Origin of the sequence: Candidatus Avelusimicrobium stercoris (assembly GCF_002437085.1) — a bacterium.
In the GTDB taxonomy this organism is placed as follows: Bacteria; Elusimicrobiota; Elusimicrobia; order Elusimicrobiales; family Elusimicrobiaceae; genus Avelusimicrobium; species Avelusimicrobium stercoris.
The window spans coordinates 16,027-33,879 of sequence record NZ_DJOA01000012.1 but is presented as its reverse complement, the minus strand read 5'-3'; the positions used below and the strand labels follow the sequence as shown (position 1 = coordinate 33,879).

Genomic DNA, 17,853 nt, shown 5'->3' with positions numbered 1-17,853 from the left:
ATTAAATCCCCTTTAAGGCCGTTTGATAGGCAGTTAAATCCGCTTCGGTTTTGGTTTCCGTCGCGCACACAAGCAGGCAATCCTTCATACCTTTGATTTCAGTAAGCGCGTAGCCCGCGCCGAGGCCCTTCTTTTCCAACTTTTTAATAACGCTCTTGGCCGGAACCGGGCACTCCACCACAAACTCGTTAAAGAACGGGGCGGAATATTTCAGTTTAAAGCCAGGCACTTCGCTAATGAGCGCGGCCAATTCGTGCGCCCGCTCCAAGTTCAGTTCGGCTACTTCCTTTAAGCCCTTGGGGCCGAGAAGCGTTAAATAAATGACCGCATTTAACGCGCACAGGGCTTCGTTGGAGCAAATGTTGGACGAGGCCTTTTCGCGGCGGATGTGCTGTTCGCGCGCTTGCAACGTCAGCACAAAGGAGCGTTTGCCGTCTTTGTCCTTGGCAATGCCCACGATACGCCCCGGCAGTTGGCGCATATACATTTTTTTAGCCGTCATAATGCCCAGGCCCGGCCCGCCGAAATTCACCGCGTTGCCCAAGGGCTGGCCCTCGGCTACGGCAAAATCGGCATTATAGGAGCCAGGCGTTTGCACTACACCAAGCGAAATGGGGTTCACAAGGGCGACTAACAGCGCTCCCACGTTATGAACCAAGGCGGAAATTTCGTTTGCGTGTTCCAAGCATCCAAAAAAGTTAGGCGTCGGCAACAAAAATACGGCCGTTTTATCCGTTAGTTTAGCCTTTAACGCTTCCAAATCCAGCGTGCCGTCCGCCGCCAGTGGGGCTTCCGCCACTTTTACGCCCGGCAAATGGCACACATAGGTAGTAAGCACTTGTTTATAATGCGGGTGCAGTGCGGAAGAGATAATAATTTCCGTCCGCCCCGTAATGCGAAGACACGCCAGTACGGCTTCCGCCGCGGCGGTGGCGCCGTCGTAGTGGGAAGCGGTGGCAACATCCATATCCATTAAGGCGCACAGGCAACTTTGAAACTCGTAAATCGTCTGCAAGGTGCCTTGGCTGGCTTCGGCCTGGTAGGGCGTATAAGCGGTTAAAAATTCCCCGCGCGAGGAAAGCGCCGGCACGGCGGCGGGAATAAAATGTTCGTACATCCCCGCGCCGATAAAATTTTTGAGCGGTTTATTTTTGGCCGCCAGCGCGTGAATATGCGCGGTAAGTTCTTGCTCCGTAAGGGCTTTGGGCAAATTTAAAACGGGGTACAGTAACTCCTGCGGAATTTGCGCCAACAACTCTTTTACAGACGAAACGCCGATTTTAGCCAGCATTTCTTTTTGGTCCAATGGGGTATTTGGGATAAACATTGATAAGTCCTCTTGGTAAAATCCCCCGCTTTTAGCGCGGGGGATACATAATCTGGGCAACCGTTATTTGGCGAGGGTGGCTTTGTAAGCGTTTACGTCAAGCAAGTTGTCGTATTCGGCGGCGTTCGTCATTTTGATTTTGAACAGCCAGCCGTTGCCGTGCGGTTCGCGGTTTACAAGGGCCGGGTCTCCTTCCAGCGCGGAGTTTACTTCCACAATTTCCCCGCTGACGGGGGCATAAATTTCGCTGGCGGATTTAACGGATTCAATCACACAGCAGTTTTGGCCGGCCGTAACTTGTTGGCCCACCTTGGGCAAATCCACAAATACGATATCGCTGATTTCTTCCTGCGCGTGGTTGCTGATACCCACGGTGGCTACGCCGTTTTCGGCATAGGCCCACTCGTGCGTTTTGGCAAAGCGGCAATTTTCTTCGGTATGCATAATTAATTTCTCCTTAATTTAAACCCGGTTTTTATAAAAGGGTGTTTTGACGGTATCGGCTTTTACGCGTTTACCGTGAATTTCAATTTCTACTTCCGTCCCGGCGGTTACGTCCGCGGACGTGTAGCCGACGGCTATCCCTTTAAACAAGGGCGAATACGTCCCGCTGGTGAGCGTGCCTTTTTCCTCCGTGCCTACAAACACCTTGCATCCCGCGCGGGGCACTCCGGCGGACTTTAACACAAAGGCCGTCAGTTTTTCTTTGAGGCCCTGCGCCTTTTGCGCCGCAAGGGCTTCCTTCCCTACAAAATTTTCCTTGGCTAATTTTACCACCCAACCGCAGTTGGCTTCGTACGGCGTGCGGGTTTGGTCCGCATCCGCCCCGTTAAGCAAATACCCGGCTTCCAAGCGCAACACATCGCGCGCGCCCAAGCCGCACGGAGTAACCCCGTGCGCCAGCAAGGCGGCCCACAGTTCTACAATTTTATCGTTGGGCAGCATAATTTCCACCCCGTCTTCCCCGGTGTATCCGGTGCGGGTTATATACCCGTGCGCGCCAAAGAGTTCAATCTCTTTAATATGAAAACGCGGCAAGTCGGCGGCTCCGGCCACCACTTTATCCGCTATTTCCACGGCCTTGGGGCCCTGCAAAGCAATCATCGCCCAGTCGGCGCTTTCGTTTCGCACGGTAACCTGAAAGTTTTTGGCCTGTTTGGTAAACCAAGCGAAATCGCCGTCAATACAGGCGGCGTTTACCACTACTAAAAATTTTTCAGGTGTTAGACAAAAGGAAATGGCATCGTCAATAATCGTACCCTTTTCCGTTAAAATGTGGGAATAAGTGCCCGCGCCGGGGGTATTTTTAATATTGTTGCAGTTAATGTATTGCAAAAAGGCCCAAGCGTCTTTTCCCTCTACAAAAAACTGCCCCATATGGGAAACGTCAAACATCCCGGCGGCTTCGCGCACGGCTTTATGTTCGGCTAAAATGCCTTTAAATTGCACCGGCAGCAGCCAGCCGTGAAAGTCCACCATTTTTCCGCCGGCGGCTTCGCAAGCGGCGCAGAGCGGAGTAGTCTTCAAATCGGTATGAGTCATTACGCCTCCAAAAGTATATGTTCATTGTATAAAATTTAATGCTTTTTTATACAATATAGATATGGCAGATACGCAGAGCGTCGTGAGCGACGTAAAACTATTTATTGAACGGCTGAAAAAAGAATTGCCCGAAGTGTTCGGCAAGCAGGATTCGTCCGCCGCCGAGCAAAACACCCCCACGGGCGAAAACAAGGTGCTTTACAACGGCAATTTTTACGAAGCCCGTATGTACCTGACGCCCGACCAAGAGGAAGGCGTAGCGTTTGACGGGGAAATCTTCCACATTTATTTGCATACCAAGGAGTCCGACCCGTCCGCCCTGGTTACCGCTTGGCTTCGCGAAAAGGCCAACGAAACCTTGAAAGCCAAAACAAAAGAGTGGGCGGAAAAAATTGGCGTGGAGTATAACAACATCGTCATTAAAGACCAGCGCACCTGCTGGGCCAGTTGCTCGGGCAAAAAGAACATCAACTATTCTTACCGCATTGTAAAAATGCCCTTGGCCGTACAGGATTACCTAATGGTGCACGAACTGTGCCACTTGGTGCATATGAACCACGGGCAGGAATATTGGCAGTTGGTGGCGCAATTCTGCCCCGATTACAAGAGCCACCGCCGCTGGTTAAATGATAACAAAGGCTCTATCTTTGCCGAGGTGGAACTGACCTACCGCGAGCCACCAACAGACGAACCGCAAGAAAACAATCCGCAAAATTAGACAGTAAAAAACCGCCGGTGCGAATTTCCGGCGGTTTTTTATAGGAGACCTCCCGACCCTGGCTTGTGGGCGGGGAAGCAAAATTTATTTAAGCAGAGCCGAACCGTTATCGGGGCGGACGACCGTCAAGGAATCCTCATCTACGCCGCCAAAGAGCGACACGGGGAAACGGGACGGAACATCGTTCGCAAGCGCCACCAGTTTGCCGTGGAAGAACACAGGCGAACCGATTTTAAGCGACGGTTTAATACCCATAGCGCGGCGGGCACGCGGAGAAATTACCCCCCGGTTATTGAAGAACTGCGCCAGCAGAGCCGTGCCGTCTTTATAGGTTTGCTGCAAGGATTTACCCGCACCGATATTGGCAATTTCCACACCCTTTAAGCCTTCTACTACGGCGCGCTTGACATACAAGCGGGCAAATTCGCCTTGGGTTCTAATGGCGTTGGCTTCGCCGGTGGCTTGTTTGCCGTTGGCGAATTGGAGCGTAACCTTGCTCACCGCAAAGCCTTTGTCCCCTTTTACGCAAGAGGCCAACGTTACCACACGCGGGGTTCCGGCCAAAAGTACGCCTTGGCAGGTTTTGGTTTGTTTTTCCACCTTCACCAGCACATCCTTAAAGCCGGGGCGGTGGCGGGAAACCATATCGCTGAGTCTGACGGGTTTTAAAAATTCGGTAATGACCGTAACTTCGGCCAATTTGTTATCCAACGCACGGGAAACAGCAGTATTTTTGCCCGTGTTGACGGCGGCAGAAGATAAACTCCATACGCCTACGCAGGCCGCCGCGAATAAAACTTTTGCTAAATTCTTATAGTTCATTTTTCTTTTTCCTCTTAATGCACAACTTTGATATATTTATTATACCAAAAGTTAGCCTAAACTAACAAATATTTTTTTAAAACTATTTTTCTCCGTCGTAAAAATTAGGAAAAATATTTTTTTATTTTTGGATAAAAAGTTAGGTTATGCTAAATTTCAGTACAAAAAGTACCCTAAAATTCCGCACGCGGATATGGCGGCAATGGGCCCTACTTTAAATTTTCCCACCGCTATAAAAGCGGCCAAAAACAAAAGTACGCTCTTGTAATCCACAAAGTTTTCGCCGTTGCACAGCACCAAGGCCGCCGCGGCAATCAGCCCGATTACCGCCGGGCGCAAGCCCTTAAACACGTTTTCCACTGCCGGGGCGTGGCGGTATTTTAAAAAGTAGCGGCTGACAAGAAGCATCAAAATAAAGGAAGGCAAGCACACCGCAAAGGTGGCAATTACACTTCCCCACACGCTGTGCGCCGCTGTGTAGCCCGTGTAGGTGGCCAGGTTAATCCCCACCGGGCCGGGCGTAACTTGGCTGATAGCCACCACGTCGGTAAATTCGGACGTCGTCAGCCACGCTTGTTTATAAACCACTTCGTTCTGGATAAACGAAATCATCGCGTACCCGCCGCCAAAATTAAAAAGCCCGATTTTAAAAAAAGTAACAAAAAGTTTCCAAAAAATCATTTAGCGCCCCCTTTCACGCGGCCATATAAAAACCCGCCGAACCCCGCCGCCAGCACAATATACACTGGGGATACGCCGAGCAGCCACACGAGCAGGGCAGAAGCCGCCGGGAGCCAAGCCGTTTTATAAGTAATACCCGCCGTTTTGGCTAAGCGGAATACGGGCACCGCAATCAAGGCCACCACCGCGGGGCGAATACCCAAAAACACGCGCTTTACAATAGGATTATCTTTAAAATTATGAAAGAAGAGCGCAATTAACAAAATGATAACAAAAGACGGCAGTGCCGCCCCCAACGCACAGCACACGCTGCCCCAAAAGCCCTTTACCTTGTACCCGGCCAAAATGGCGATGTTAATAGCCAAAATGCCCGGCGCGGCTTGGGCTACGGCGGTAGCGTCCAAAAATTCTTTTTCGTCCAAATAGCGGCCCTTATCCACCAGTTCCCGTTCAATAAGCGGCAGCATTGCGTACCCGCCACCTAGGGTAAAAGTACCAATTTTGGCAAAAATCCAAAACAAAATCAAATAAGTTTTCATTACTTATATTTTACTATTTAGCGGGGAAGGCCAACAGTTCGCTGACAGATATTTTTAGGCCCTTGGCAATTTTGCGCAAATTGAGCAAAGCCAAGTTCCGCTCCCCGCGCTCCACACCGCCCATATAAGTTCTGTCTAACCCGATTTCCAAGGCGAAATCCTCTTGCGAAAATCCCGCCGCCTTGCGCAAGGCCCGCACGTGCGCGCCGAACGCCTTTAAATATTTTTTATCTGCCGCAGCGTATGTATTTTTCATACTTTACAGGATAGCGGCTTGATACTTTTAAGTACACGGACTATAAGTATCATTTTATGTTATAATAAAGGTACTTTTAGGAGGGAAAAATGAAAGGATTTACATCGCTGTTTCCGTTGTTGTCATCCTGGAAAGTCGTAGTCCAGGATCTGTTGTTATTTAAAAAGAGGAAAACGACAGATACTGGAACGCTCCGCGCCAGCAAACCTTCCAGTATGACCCTTAATTTTATAAACGACAGATCCCGTAACCCTGCGGGCCGCCAAACACTATGGGATGACGGATTAACAACAAGTGGGCACACGGTAAATACCTCTATTTTGTCATCCCCGAGGAATTTAGTCGGGGATCCGTTGTTATCAAAAAAGAAAAACGACAGATTCCCGACTACAACACTCGGGAATGACGACATCATAATACCTGCCCGAATTGCAACCGCAGGCTTTACACTCATAGAACTCTTAGTAGTCGTGCTCATTATCGGCATTTTGGCAAGCGTGGCTCTGCCGCAATACCAAAAGGCAGTAGCCAAAAGCCGCTATTCGCAACTGATTACGGCCGGAAAATCACTCAAAGACGCTATGGAAGTGTATTATATGGCAAATGGCGACTATCCACAGTTTTGGGGAGACCTAGACATAGAATTTAAAGGCTGTACCGCCGATACATCATCCCGCTATATGTTGTGGTGTGATAAATTTGCCGTGGATATGTTTAACAGTAATGAAGTAAATTTAAATTTATTTGATACTCACGGCCTGCCCAATAACGGGAAAAATATGGCTTCTACTGACCTATACAACCAAAGCCCCGCCTATTACGTGGTTTGGCTGGATAATTCCCCTTATCCGGGTAAAACCGAGTGCAAAAGCAAAAGGAACGGCCTTTGCAAAACAATGGGATTTTGAAAAACAGCCCCCGGCTTATAAAACCGGGGGCTGTATATTTAACCGTTCAAAACCCTAATTTATCCAACCTTCTTTTTTGGCATAGTTATAAATGCCATTGTAAATGCCGAGGGCCATTTTGTTGCGCACCGCACTATTGCCCAGGCGGGCGCGGTCCTTGTTACTGCTGATATACCCCATTTCCACCAACACCGCCGGGCTGTTCACACCCTTTAACACATAAAAGTTGGCTTGGCGGACGCTGCTGTTTTGGTTGACGGCAATACCGATTCCCGGCTGTTTATATACCGCGTTGCGCACATATCCGGCCAGTTTGGAACTTTCGTTAATATATTCGTTTTTGGCCAAGGATTGCAACAGGGCGTCCACAAAGTTATAGTGGACCTCTTCGTATTGCATCGCTTCGTTTTCAAAGGCGGCCGTTTCGGCGGCCTCTTTATCGGTAGCCTTTTCCGAACGGAAATACACCTGAAAGCCGTTTGCATTGCGGTTTTTGGAAGCGTTGGTATGCACGGAAACGAATAAATCGGCCTTAAAATTATTGGCAATGCGGGACCGCTCGGACAAGGCGATAAAGGTATCGTTATCGCGCGTGAGTTTAACCTCAAAGCCGCCCTTTTGCAACAAACGGGCGAGTTCCTTGCCTACGGCCAAGTTCCAATCTTTTTCCCGCATACGGTTGCGCATCGCGCCGGGGTCCTTGCCGCCGTGGCCCGGGTCCACCACAATACGCATTTTTTTGTGGGCTTCCCGCACGCTTACGGGGTTCGGCTCGTTCTTTAAAACGGGGGCCGCCTTAGGCGCGGTTTTAGCGGAAATCGCCGGGGCCGGTTTGGCTTCTGGCTTAGCGGGCGCAATTACCGCCGCCTTTGGCGCCGCCGCCGTCATCACAGGCTCGTGGGACAGGGCTTCCTCTTCCAGTAATACCGAGGGTTCTTCCCCCTCCACAAGCGATTTATGCTCCGCCGTTTGCACCACTTTTGTGGCAGAAGTTTCAGCCTTGGCAGGCTCTTCCTCGGGTGCGGGCAGGGCCTTTTTTAGGCCCGCACGGAACACCAATTTGCCGTCCGCCCAATCAAAACTCCAAACGTGCGCATCCTTGCCCAAAATTACCTTTAACACCGCATCCCCGCGGGTTTGGCGGATATCCGCCGAGGCGATATAACTCGTGCGCAAGCGTTCGTGCAAATCGCGCTTTACCACAGCGTTGGGGAACGTAATAATGACGGTATGTTTATTGGGCTGTTCGGTAGTAAAGGTTACATTTTTCTGCGCCGAAAAAACAAGCAAATTATCCTTACCGCCAAATTTTTTGTCCTCGTAAGCCAGGTTATAACGGCGCTCTATATGGAAGGCCCCGTTCTTAAATTCTACTTGTTTATCCACCGCTTGCGTAAACGAAGGCAGGGTGAAAAACTCCGCCGGAGCCATTACCTTTCCACCCCGCACCAGTACGGGCGCGGATAAGGTTTTGGGCTGGGCGTTTACCACAATTTCCTGCAACGGGGCCGTTAAAATAGCATAAAAACCCTTGGTGGAAACCTTGGCTTGTTTGGATTTGGCAAACAGTTCCACGCTCGCGCCGAACTTGCGGGCGGTTTTTTGCACGTCCACATACGGTACGCCGCCGATTTGTTCAAACGGCACCGTTCCGTTCTTTTTGCCCGAAACGATAAAACCGGCCTCGTCCTGCGCCGCAAACGCGGGGCAGGCAGACACCAAAGCCAAGAAAGCGGAAATAACCAGTTGCCAAAGCCGTTTCATATGCAAAAAGCGCCCGGACACACGCCGGGCGCACTTATTTTACTCCAAGACGATTTTGTAATCTTCCCACGCCAACTGCGGATCCGCCTGGATTTTGAGCGTGCGGTGAATATTCTGCTCAATATCCTCTTGGCGGTTCTTAATGGCTTCGGCCAAAACCGGGTGCAGCACTACGCGCAGGTTCCCGCCGGGGCGGCCGTTGGTAAGGTCGTAAATTTCGCGCTGGATTTTAATGCGCATACTCTCCGCAGACAGGACGCGGCCCGAACCGTGGCACTGGGGACACTCTTCGCTGATAAAACTGCCCGTGCTGGCGCGCTTTCTTTCGCGCGTCATTTCCACGAGGCCTAAGCGCGTAATCGGCAAAATGCGGATTTTAGCGCGGTCCCCGTGTACGGCGGCGGCCAAGGCTTCCACTACGCGGTGGCGGCTGGACGCTTTGCGCATATCAATAAAATCAATAACGATAATCCCGCCGATGTTGCGCAGACGCAACTGGTGGGCGATTTCGCCAGCGGCCTCAATATTGGTCTGGGTTACGGTTTCTTCCTGCGATTTGTTGCCGGTAAATTTACCGGTGTTTACGTCAATAGCGCAGAGGGATTCCGCTTCCTGGATAATAATACTGCCACCGTTGGGGAGCGGGAGTTTGGTTTTGCGCAGGTTGTCAATTTCCGGCTCTACGTTATAGGCTTCAAAAATCGGCGTTTTGCCCTTGTAGAGTTTCACGCGGTCGGCCAAATCCGGGGAGTTCTTTTCCACAAAGTCCAATACGCGTTCGTAATCTTTTTTGCTGTCCAACAAATAGACTTTGGCGTTTTCGGATAATACATCACGCGCCACCTGCAACACCGCATCCATATCCTCGTGCAAAAGTTTAGGAGAGCGGGACGTTTCAAATTTCTTAACGATAGACTGCCATTGGCGGTAGAGGTATTTTACCTCGCGTTCCAGTTCGTCCTTGGTGGCCTCTTCGGCTTCCGTGCGGACGATACAGCCCATCCCGTTTAAGTGTTTGGCGGCCAAGTCCTGCATAATATCGTTTAATTTATGGCGGGCTTCGGAATCTTCAATATTTTTAGATACGCCCACAAAACTTTGGTGCGGCGTTAAAACCAAGTAGCGCCCGGGCAAGGTTACGTCCATCGTTACCTTCATCCCTTTGGTGCTGATAGCGTCCTTTACCACCTGAACCATTACTTCCTGGCCCTTGTGGAGCACTTTATCAATATTCTTTTTGTCGCCGCCCAACACGTCAGAAATATACAAATAGGCGTTCTTTTCGTAACCAATGTTCAAAAACGCGCTGGAAATACCGGGCAGTACGTTTTCCACCGTACCCTTGTAAATATTGCCCACAATATTGAGCGCGCCGCGGCGTTCCCAAATCAGTTCGTTTACCCGTCCGTCTTCCAAAATGGCGATACGCGTTTCTTCAAACGACGTATTGACCAAGACTTCCACGGAGGGCTGTCCTTCCAAATTCTTACTCATACTAAAATCCTCTCTTGGCTCTTTCACAAGCCTTTAAATGGGGTGAAATTCTCCTTCGCTGTCCTGCCAAAGGAAACTTTCCCTAATAAATGTAAAACCTTCCACCGTAAACGCTTCGTCCTGCGCCGGGATATCAATCCCCAGCCACGCGGCGATAAGCGTTTGCGGACGTTCCCACTTGCCTTGTACGTTTAAAAGCGTTAAACGCACGGCGCGGTTGGAAACGGTTTGCGCTTTCCAAATGTACGGTTTGGCATTTTGCACGAGTGCCAGCCCGTTATCAGCCCGGCGGGTAATATCCACCCGGGCCGCATTAAAGAAATCTTCCGCCGTCATATCCGGGGCAAACAAATCAAAATTCCCTTCCACCCGGTAAACGGCCGCAGCGGCCAAATTCTGCACCGAAGGCAGCGCATAGGGCACGCGTTGTACGTCCAAAAGCGTGAGCCCCTGCGGTTTGGCCTGTTCCAGCGCTTCGCGCACCTTTTGAATAGGCTCGGCGGAAAGCAAATAAATATCCAAATACTCCCTTTCCGCCCGCACGCCCATAGACGGCGCCGGCCCGTACGCAAGCCGGGGCCAATTTTTATTGACCTTGGCCGGTTCGTAGGGTAACCCGCTGGCGAGCACCATACTGCGCACGGCGTTAAAGGTGTTCAGCCGCGCCGGAGATTTTTCGGCACAGGTGAACACTATACGCATTTTATAAATTTTTGGCGTGTTTATCATCTTTTTATGCCCGTATGCGGCGCGCGTAAACCGACTGCACCACCCCTAATGCCCATAAACTGGATACCAAGTTGGAACCGCCGTACGAAATAAACGGCAGCGGAATCCCGGCTACCGGCACAATACCGATAAGCATCCCAAAGTTTACCAGCATATAGGTAAAAAACATCCCGAATATGCCGGAACATACCAAATAACCGTAGCGGTCGCTTGAACTGTACGCCACTACGATTATTCTCCATAAAATGAGTAAATAGAGCCCCAACACAAGTAGCGTCCCCCACAGGCCGAGTTCTTCCCCCACTACGGCTAAAATAAAGTCTGTGTGTTTTTCGGGCACGAACCCCAGGCGCGACTGGGTCCCCGAAAAGAGCCCCGAGCCGAAAACGCCGCCCGCCCCCATCGCAATTTGCGCCTGCAAGACGTTATATCCCGCGCCGCGCGGGTCGGACTTGGGGGCCAAAAAGGTTTCTACGCGCTTTCTTTGGTGCGGCTTCATTTGGTGATCCACAAAAATCCCGCCAAACAGCCCCGCCAGCACTACCAAAGTGGCCAGTACAAAGTAAAAGGACGGCAGCAGCATACGCAACTGCTTAAAAAACCACCAAGCCGCATACCCCAGCACAATTACCAATACGGAAAAGCCGGCCATATACCAACCGTTATGCGCCAGTTCGTAAAACGCGTGAACCAGCCAATATTCCTGCAAATCCGGGTGGAGATAGATATATGTCCAGGCAATCGTAAAAAACCCCGCCACGCCCGCAAAAAGGCCAATTAAACCCAAATAGAACACATTTACGCCCGTACAATAAAGCAGTACCAAAATAGCCGGGAACGTAACCACCACGGACGAAAAGTCCGGCTGCATCATAATCAGGCCAAAAACAGGCACCAAGAGCGCCCCCAAGCCAAAGAGCGTGGAAACGTCGCGGATGCGCTGGCCGCGCCTGTCCAAAAACGCGGCGGCGGCCAAAATGGTGGCCACGCGGCAGATTTCCGAGGGCTGCATAGAGAAAAAGGGCAACACAAACCACGAGCGCGAACCGCGCTGGTAGGAACCGAACAACAGCACCCCCACCAGCAGGGCCAAAATAAAACCGTAAAGGTACTTCCATTGTTCGTCAAAGATTTGATAGTTAAAACTCCACCCCACAAAAAACGCCAAAGCCCCCACCGGTAAGGCCACCAAGTGCGTGCGGACAATGGGGTTAGAAAAGGATAAACTGTTGACGGCGGACATAATGCACAGCGCGCCCAGTATCACCAGTAAAATCATTGCCCCGAACAGCACATAATCCAAACGGCTGCGGCTGGAATTTTTAGTAAAATTGCGAAATGCGGCCATATTAATCGCCACTCCTTAACAACTCGTCATAATCTTCGGCGGAGCGGGCCTGCGTTTGGGGCTTTTCCGCGGGTTTATTTAAGCGGAAATAGGCTTCCAGCATAGAGCGTGCAATCGGCCCGGCGGCGGAACTGCCCCCCTCGCCAAACTCCACAAATACGGCCAGCGCAATAGACGGCTCTTCTCCTTCCCGGCCCGCAAAGGCCATAAACCAACCGTGATCCTTGCCGTGCGGGTTCTGCGCGGTGCCTGTTTTGCCATATACGTCCAACCCTTTGATTTTCACGCGCCGAGCGGTGCCGTCGTCCACCGTATGTTTTAAGGCTTTAAACAATAAATCGTATGTTTTGGGCTTTAAATCGGCCTTTTGCAAAATATCCGTTTTGCCCACCACTTCGGTTTTGCCCGTTTGGTTGCTGACAATTTTTTCCACATAATACGGGCGATAGACATTTCCGCGGCTGGCTACGGCGGCCGCAAACTGCGCCATTTTTAAAGGCGTTACCAGCAGTTCCCCCTGTCCGATAGACAGGTTTAATGTATCGCCGATAAACCAATAGGTTTTATTGCGCGCGCGGCGGGTCGGGCCGTACAAATTGCCCGCCTTTTCGCCGGGCAAATCAATACCCGTTTGGCGGCCGAACATAAACTTGCGCTCTACCCGCTCAATAGCGGCGGCCCCGGTTTCGGAAGCCACAACATAAAAATATACGTCGCAGGAATTGCTGATCCCGTCAAAAAAATCCACCGGGCCGTGCTTGCCCCAACATTTAAACACGCGCGGACCGGAATCGTAATGCCCAGGGCAGTTGATTTTGCGGTTTACGTCCAAATGTCCGTCTTCCAACGCGGCGGCAGCCGTAATAATTTTAAAGGTGGAAGCGGGCGGATAAATCCCCTGCACGGCGAGGTTATACTCATTAATTTTTTTAGATTGTTTGGGGTTTTCCTCGTCGCTGTACTGCACAAAAATATTCGGGTCGTACGCAGGCGCGCTCGCCAAGGCCAGCACCGCCCCCGTGCGTGGATCCAACGCCACCGCGGCGCCGCGGCCTGTTTTGGAATTTTTCAGCCCTTCCTCCGCTGCGCGTTGTAAATCAAAATCCAAGGTTAAATAGACGTCGCTCCCGGCGGACCATTTTTTGTCCTGGATAATGCTCTTTACACGCCCGCGGTAATCCACTTCCAAATATACCCCGCCGTCGTGGCCTTTCAATTCTTTTTCAAATTTCTTTTCAATTCCGTTTTTCCCGATTTTGGAGTTCAAACGGTATCCCATACTTTGGTCGCGCTTTTGCCACTCGCGTTCGTCCATACTGCCGATGTAGCCGATGAGGTGGCTGGCAAACCCGCCAAAGGGATAACTGCGCTTGGTTTCCTCAATCAAATACACGCCGGGGTAGTACAGTTGGAGTTCCTGCAAGGCCATTGTACTTTTGGTGGAAAGGTTTTCGGCCAGCAAGGTGGCTTTGCCCGTTTTGACCCCTTGTTCCACCTTTTTGAGCACTTCTTCTTCGCTCATCTTTAAATGTGGGGCCAAATCGTGCGCTAATTGGTTTAAATATTCAGGGTCCTTGCGTCCTGCGGAAAGGTAATAAAAACTAAATGCCGGGGCATTTGAAGCCACTGCTACGCCGTCTGCGGTGAACACGCGCCCGCGCGGAGCCGTCTGGTACAAAATCTGCGTGCGGTTGCGCTCGGCCATTTTTAAATAATCGTTGTGGCGCAAGACCTGGATATCCACCAAACGCAGCGCAATGACCGTTCCGGCCACAGCGGCCAAAATCATCATTGTCTTTAAACGCGCATTAAAAAATATCCGGGTAACTGCCATATAAAAATCCTATCGTTGGCGGCAAACCGCCCCTCCGTTTAAGGTCCGGCGCACCAGCCAAAACACCGCCGGAGCCAAGAGCGCCCCAATCACCGCGCCGCCCAGCACACTCCAAAAACCGGGCCACATCGCGGCGGAGGCAAACCACCACACGAGGAGCGCATTAATCACGCTGACTAAAACAGACAAGCCAAACACGCTGACCACCTGCGGGAAAATCCCGTCAAAATCAAACCGTTCCGCCAGCGCATAAATGATACAAGCCGCCACGGTAAAGGAAAAGGCGTTATTGCCAAACAGTTTGGTTCCGAAAAAGTCCAAAAACAGCCCGCACACGAAGGCCGCCGAATAGCCAAACTCCGGCTTCAATACCGCGCAAAAGGCCGCCGTAAAGGCCAGCATAATGTTCACGCTCATCCCCCAAAACGAAAACAACGAGGCAAACGCCCAATGGCATACCGTAGCCGCCACAAACAGCAAAAGCAGTTTTACAAAACTCCACATACGTTATTTGCCTCCGTTCCCCGTAATTACAAACAGTTCCCGCACCGCAGCCGAACGCACCAGCGGGGTTACCTCTACCGTAAGGGCCGTTTGGAAACTTTCGTCCTCGCGCACGCCGCTTACCTGCCCGACCAAAATACCTGCCGGGAAGATACTGCTGGTAGCCGCGGTATAGACTTTATCGCCCTTTTCCACTTGGGTTAAAAGGGGAATATATTTAATGCGCACCGCGCGCGGGCCATTGCCCGTTAAAAGGCCTTCCTCTTTGCCGCGCTCCAAATAAACGGCGGCGGAAAAATCCTCGTCGCGCACCAAGAGCACTTTGGCGGTGCTTTCCGCGGCTTCCACCACTACGCCCGCCAGCCCTTCGTGCCCGTCTTCCATAGAAATCACCGCGCTGCGCTCCGTTATACCGTCCTTTAAACCCTTGTCAATAATCACGGCGTTCCATTGGGAAGGCTCGCGGTAGGCAACCTTCGCCCATACGCCTTTCCAACGGTGTGTGCGGGAGAGTTTTAACAAATCGGTTAAGCGGCCGTTTTCGTCCAAAATGGCCTCGGCCTGGGACGATAGCAATTTGGTCATTTCAATTTCTTGTTTGAGTTCCCGGTTTTCCCGGTGGGCGTCCAACAGTTCGCGGACAGTTTGGTTTACGTTTTCCGCATATTTGGCCGTGGCGTGCGCCGCGCGCACCTGCGGCAGGAAAACATATGCCAGCACCGCCTTAACGGAAGATACAAAACCTTCCAGCGGCAAAATCATCAGCAGGAAAGACGCCAATAAAAAAATTAAAGGGAGCAAAAAACGCCGGCGGGAACCGGGCGCTTGCTTTTTAGATGACTTCTTTTTATGTGATAACATAATTCAAATCTGTGTATAGGGGATTATCCCCCTGTTAAAACGAAAAAGCGGACACGGTCCCTTAAAGAACTGTGTCCGCTAAAAGGTTTTCTGCAACCGTCTGCTAGAAAGATTTACCGCGGGAGCCGAAGAAGCGGGAGCCTTTTTCGTTCAGTTGTTCCAAAAACTTGCCCGTACCTAAGGCCACACAACTAAGCGGGTCTGCGGCGCGGTGAACAGGGATATCCGTTTCCTTGCGGATCAGTTCGGTAATGCCTCTTAACAGGCTGCCGCCACCGGCCACCACAAGCCCTCTATCCACGAGGTCCGCGGCCAATTCCGGCGGGGTTTCTTCCAAAGTGCTTTTAATCACGTCAATAATCAGGCGCACCGGCTCCATCAACGCTTGGCGGATTTCTTCCGAAGTTACCGTCAAGGTGCGGGGCAGGCCTTGTGTCTGGTCGCGCCCTTTTACTTCCATTGATTTTTCTTCCTTCAAGGGATAGACGGAACCCAGGTTGATTTTCACTTCCTCGGCCGTCGTTTCGCCAATAATCAGATTGTATTTTTTGCGGAAATACTGCACGATGCACTCGGTCAGTTCGTCGCCGGCCACGTCAATAGACTTGGCGACCACCATCCCGCCCAGCGAGATAACAGCCACTTCCGTCGTGCCGCCGCCGATATCAACAATCATACTTGCGTGCGGTTCCGCGATAGGCAAATCGGCGCCCATAGCCGAAGCCATGGGCTCCTCTATCAAATAGACCTCGCGCGCACCCGCTTGGCGGGCGGCGTCATCTACCGCGCGTCTTTCCACGCCGGTAATGTCCGAGGGGATGCCAATCACAATTCTGGGACGTAACAGACTGCTTCTGCTGTGAACCTTGCGGATGAAATAGCGGATCATTTCTTGCGTAACTTCAAAGTCCGCAATCACGCCGTTCTTCATCGGGCGCACGGCCACAATATTAGCCGGGGTTCTGCCGAGCATTTGCTTGGCTTTCGCGCCGACAGCCTTCACTTCGCCGGTTTCTCTTTCCACGGCGACGACGGACGGCTCACGCAGCACGATGCCTTTATCTTTGACGTAGATCAGACAGTTGGCCGTGCCAAGGTCCATACCTAAGTCAGAAGAGAAAAGCCCCCCAAGATAGTCTATTACCATAAGCGTTCACCTATTCAACCAGTTTAACGATGGCCACTTCGGCGTTGTCGCCTTGGCGCAGCCCCGCGCGGTAAATGCGGCAGAAGCCGCCGGCGCGGTTGGCATAGCGGGAAGCCAACACTTCAAACAGTTTCTTTACGGCCGCGGCATCCTTCAAGGTGTCTTTGGCGGCGCGTTCGTTGTTGGCTTTGGCCAGCGTGATGAGCCCTTCCACCACGCGTCTGACTTCTTTGGCTTTGGGCAGCGTGGTCTTCACTTGTTCGTGAAGAATAATGCTGGTGGCCATATTGTTAAGCATAGCCTTGCGGTGGGACGCAGTCTTGCCCAATTTTCTGTATCCGGTATTTTTAATCATACGCTAAAAACTACTCCTTAAATTTTCATACCGAGCGAAAGTTTCATCTCGGCCAGTCTTTCTTTGATTTCGTCCATAGATTTGGCGCCGAAGTTCTTGATCATTTTCAAGTCGTCTTCGGTCATTTTAACCAAGTCGCGGACCGTGTTAATATTTTCGGATTTAAGACAATTAATGGAGCGGGACGACAATTCAATAAATTCAATGGACTGGTTGAGCAGTTCATCCAATTTGGAATTGACGTTCGCGCCGGCGACGGCCCCGGTCGTGGACACGGGTTCTTCCACCGCTTCATCGCTGGTGGTGGCCACGCAATCGTCTTCGCCTTCAATCGTAAAAATATGCAAAGAACTGGACAGCAATACCGCTGCACGGTGCAACGCCCGGGCCGGAGCCAAGGTGCCGTCGGTGGTAATTTCCAAAATCAAGCGGTCATAGTCCGTTTTCTGGCCGACGCGGGCAGGTTCCACATCGTAGTGAACCTTCACAATCGGGGAGAACAGGGCATCCACCGGGATAAACCCGGCAGGGCGCTGAATTTTGGCTAAATCTTCGGCAGGCACATAACCCTTGCCGCGGGAAATTTCAATTTCCATTTCCAGGCTGCCGCCCACTTCCAAGGTGGCCAGGGCCAGGTCTTTATTGACAATTTCCACGCCGGACGCTTCTTCAATATCCGCAGCCGTTACCACGCCGGGTTTGGCGACGTGCAACTGCAAATATTCACGGTTTTTGCCTTCCATTTTCACGCGCAGACGTTTCATATTGAGCAAAATATTGATAACGTCTTCCCGCACGTTGGGGATCGTGCTAAATTCGTGCACGGCTCCCGCGATTCTGACGGCGGTTACAGCGGCGCCTTCCATACCGGAAAGTAAAATCCGGCGCAGGGAGTTGCCCACCGTATGACCGTAACCGCTTTCGTACGGTTCGGCAATAAATTTGCCGTAAAAGTCGGACGCGGTTTTTTCTTCCAGTTGAATCTTTTGCGGAAGGACTATTTCGTTAAAAGCCATTATTGCCT

The 17,853-nt window shown here is 51.4% G+C and carries 19 protein-coding genes; 2 read left to right on the top strand and 17 right to left on the bottom strand.

Going from position 1 to position 17,853, the window contains the following annotated elements; genetic code table 11:
• Position 1: 1 nt before the first annotated feature.
• The 3 genes from gcvPA to gcvT all read right to left on the bottom strand — a co-directional run bounded on the left by gcvPA (position 2) and on the right by gcvT (position 2,869).
• Positions 2–1,327 carry an aminomethyl-transferring glycine dehydrogenase subunit GcvPA gene (gene gcvPA / locus B2118_RS02200; RefSeq protein ID WP_428052939.1) on the bottom strand — a complete coding sequence of 442 codons (1,326 nt, stop codon included), beginning with the start codon at positions 1,325–1,327 and terminating at the stop codon, positions 2–4.
• A 63-nt stretch (positions 1,328–1,390) separates the two neighbouring features.
• Complete coding sequence (gene gcvH / locus B2118_RS02195) at positions 1,391–1,771, bottom strand: glycine cleavage system protein GcvH (protein ID WP_428052938.1); 381 nt, start codon at positions 1,769–1,771, stop codon at positions 1,391–1,393.
• Between the two features lie 18 nt (positions 1,772–1,789).
• On the bottom strand, positions 1,790–2,869 hold the full coding sequence (gcvT, locus tag B2118_RS02190) for a glycine cleavage system aminomethyltransferase GcvT (protein WP_428052936.1): 1,080 nt from the start codon (positions 2,867–2,869) through the stop codon (positions 1,790–1,792).
• Positions 2,870–2,930: 61 nt separating this feature from the next.
• Here gcvT and B2118_RS02185 point away from each other — a divergent pair, with 61 nt between their 5' ends.
• Positions 2,931–3,587 (top strand): M48 family metallopeptidase, encoded by a 657-nt coding sequence (locus B2118_RS02185; protein ID WP_428052934.1) that lies wholly within the window; start codon positions 2,931–2,933, stop codon positions 3,585–3,587.
• An 84-nt stretch (positions 3,588–3,671) separates the two neighbouring features.
• Here B2118_RS02185 and B2118_RS02180 read toward each other — a convergent pair whose 3' ends face one another.
• From B2118_RS02180 to B2118_RS02165, 4 genes are all read right to left on the bottom strand, one after another.
• Positions 3,672–4,409, bottom strand: a complete 738-nt coding sequence (locus B2118_RS02180; RefSeq protein ID WP_428052932.1) for a hypothetical protein — start codon at positions 4,407–4,409, stop codon at positions 3,672–3,674.
• Between the two features lie 156 nt (positions 4,410–4,565).
• Entirely contained in the window at positions 4,566–5,090 is a 525-nt protein-coding gene (locus B2118_RS02175; protein ID WP_428052930.1) for a chromate transporter, read from the bottom strand.
• On the bottom strand, positions 5,087–5,629 hold the full coding sequence (locus B2118_RS02170; RefSeq protein ID WP_428052928.1) for a chromate transporter: 543 nt from the start codon (positions 5,627–5,629) through the stop codon (positions 5,087–5,089). The genes B2118_RS02175 and B2118_RS02170 overlap by 4 nt, the downstream gene beginning before the upstream one ends.
• 13 nt (positions 5,630–5,642) lie before the next feature.
• The gene (locus B2118_RS02165; RefSeq protein WP_428052926.1) at positions 5,643–5,885 is read right to left on the bottom strand and encodes a helix-turn-helix domain-containing protein; all 243 of its coding nucleotides are present in this window, start codon (positions 5,883–5,885) and stop codon (positions 5,643–5,645) included.
• An 89-nt stretch (positions 5,886–5,974) separates the two neighbouring features.
• Between B2118_RS02165 and B2118_RS02160 the strand changes: the two genes are divergently transcribed.
• Positions 5,975–6,793: a type IV pilin protein gene (locus tag B2118_RS02160; protein ID WP_428052924.1), complete on the top strand. Its 819-nt coding sequence runs from the start codon at positions 5,975–5,977 to the stop codon at positions 6,791–6,793.
• 54 nt (positions 6,794–6,847) lie between these two features.
• On the opposite strand, the gene B2118_RS02155 is transcribed toward B2118_RS02160, so the two are convergent.
• The 10 genes from B2118_RS02155 to B2118_RS02110 all read right to left on the bottom strand — a co-directional run bounded on the left by B2118_RS02155 (position 6,848) and on the right by B2118_RS02110 (position 17,845).
• Positions 6,848–8,557 carry an N-acetylmuramoyl-L-alanine amidase gene (locus B2118_RS02155; protein WP_428052922.1) on the bottom strand — a complete coding sequence of 570 codons (1,710 nt, stop codon included), beginning with the start codon at positions 8,555–8,557 and terminating at the stop codon, positions 6,848–6,850.
• A gap of 39 nt (positions 8,558–8,596) precedes the next feature.
• Positions 8,597–10,051 (bottom strand): Rne/Rng family ribonuclease, encoded by a 1,455-nt coding sequence (locus B2118_RS02150; RefSeq protein ID WP_428052920.1) that lies wholly within the window; start codon positions 10,049–10,051, stop codon positions 8,597–8,599.
• Between the two features lie 33 nt (positions 10,052–10,084).
• The gene (locus tag B2118_RS02145) at positions 10,085–10,753 is read right to left on the bottom strand and encodes a DUF2344 domain-containing protein (protein WP_428052918.1); all 669 of its coding nucleotides are present in this window, start codon (positions 10,751–10,753) and stop codon (positions 10,085–10,087) included.
• A gap of 31 nt (positions 10,754–10,784) precedes the next feature.
• Complete coding sequence (locus B2118_RS02140; RefSeq protein ID WP_428052917.1) at positions 10,785–12,128, bottom strand: FtsW/RodA/SpoVE family cell cycle protein; 1,344 nt, start codon at positions 12,126–12,128, stop codon at positions 10,785–10,787.
• A gap of 1 nt (position 12,129) precedes the next feature.
• Entirely contained in the window at positions 12,130–13,962 is a 1,833-nt protein-coding gene (gene mrdA / locus B2118_RS02135; RefSeq protein ID WP_428052915.1) for a penicillin-binding protein 2, read from the bottom strand.
• A 9-nt stretch (positions 13,963–13,971) separates the two neighbouring features.
• Positions 13,972–14,466: a rod shape-determining protein MreD gene (gene mreD / locus B2118_RS02130; RefSeq protein WP_428052913.1), complete on the bottom strand. Its 495-nt coding sequence runs from the start codon at positions 14,464–14,466 to the stop codon at positions 13,972–13,974.
• Between the two features lie 3 nt (positions 14,467–14,469).
• Positions 14,470–15,327, bottom strand: coding sequence for a rod shape-determining protein MreC (gene mreC, locus B2118_RS02125; protein ID WP_428052911.1), 858 nt, complete (start codon positions 15,325–15,327; stop codon positions 14,470–14,472).
• 103 nt (positions 15,328–15,430) lie between these two features.
• A complete protein-coding gene (locus tag B2118_RS02120; RefSeq protein ID WP_177746080.1) occupies positions 15,431–16,474 on the bottom strand; it encodes a rod shape-determining protein MreB in 1,044 nt (347 codons plus the stop codon).
• A 10-nt stretch (positions 16,475–16,484) separates the two neighbouring features.
• Positions 16,485–16,829 carry a 50S ribosomal protein L17 gene (gene rplQ, locus B2118_RS02115; RefSeq protein WP_428052909.1) on the bottom strand — a complete coding sequence of 115 codons (345 nt, stop codon included), beginning with the start codon at positions 16,827–16,829 and terminating at the stop codon, positions 16,485–16,487.
• Positions 16,830–16,846: 17 nt separating this feature from the next.
• Complete coding sequence (locus tag B2118_RS02110; RefSeq protein WP_428052907.1) at positions 16,847–17,845, bottom strand: DNA-directed RNA polymerase subunit alpha; 999 nt, start codon at positions 17,843–17,845, stop codon at positions 16,847–16,849.
• Positions 17,846–17,853 lie beyond the last annotated feature (8 nt).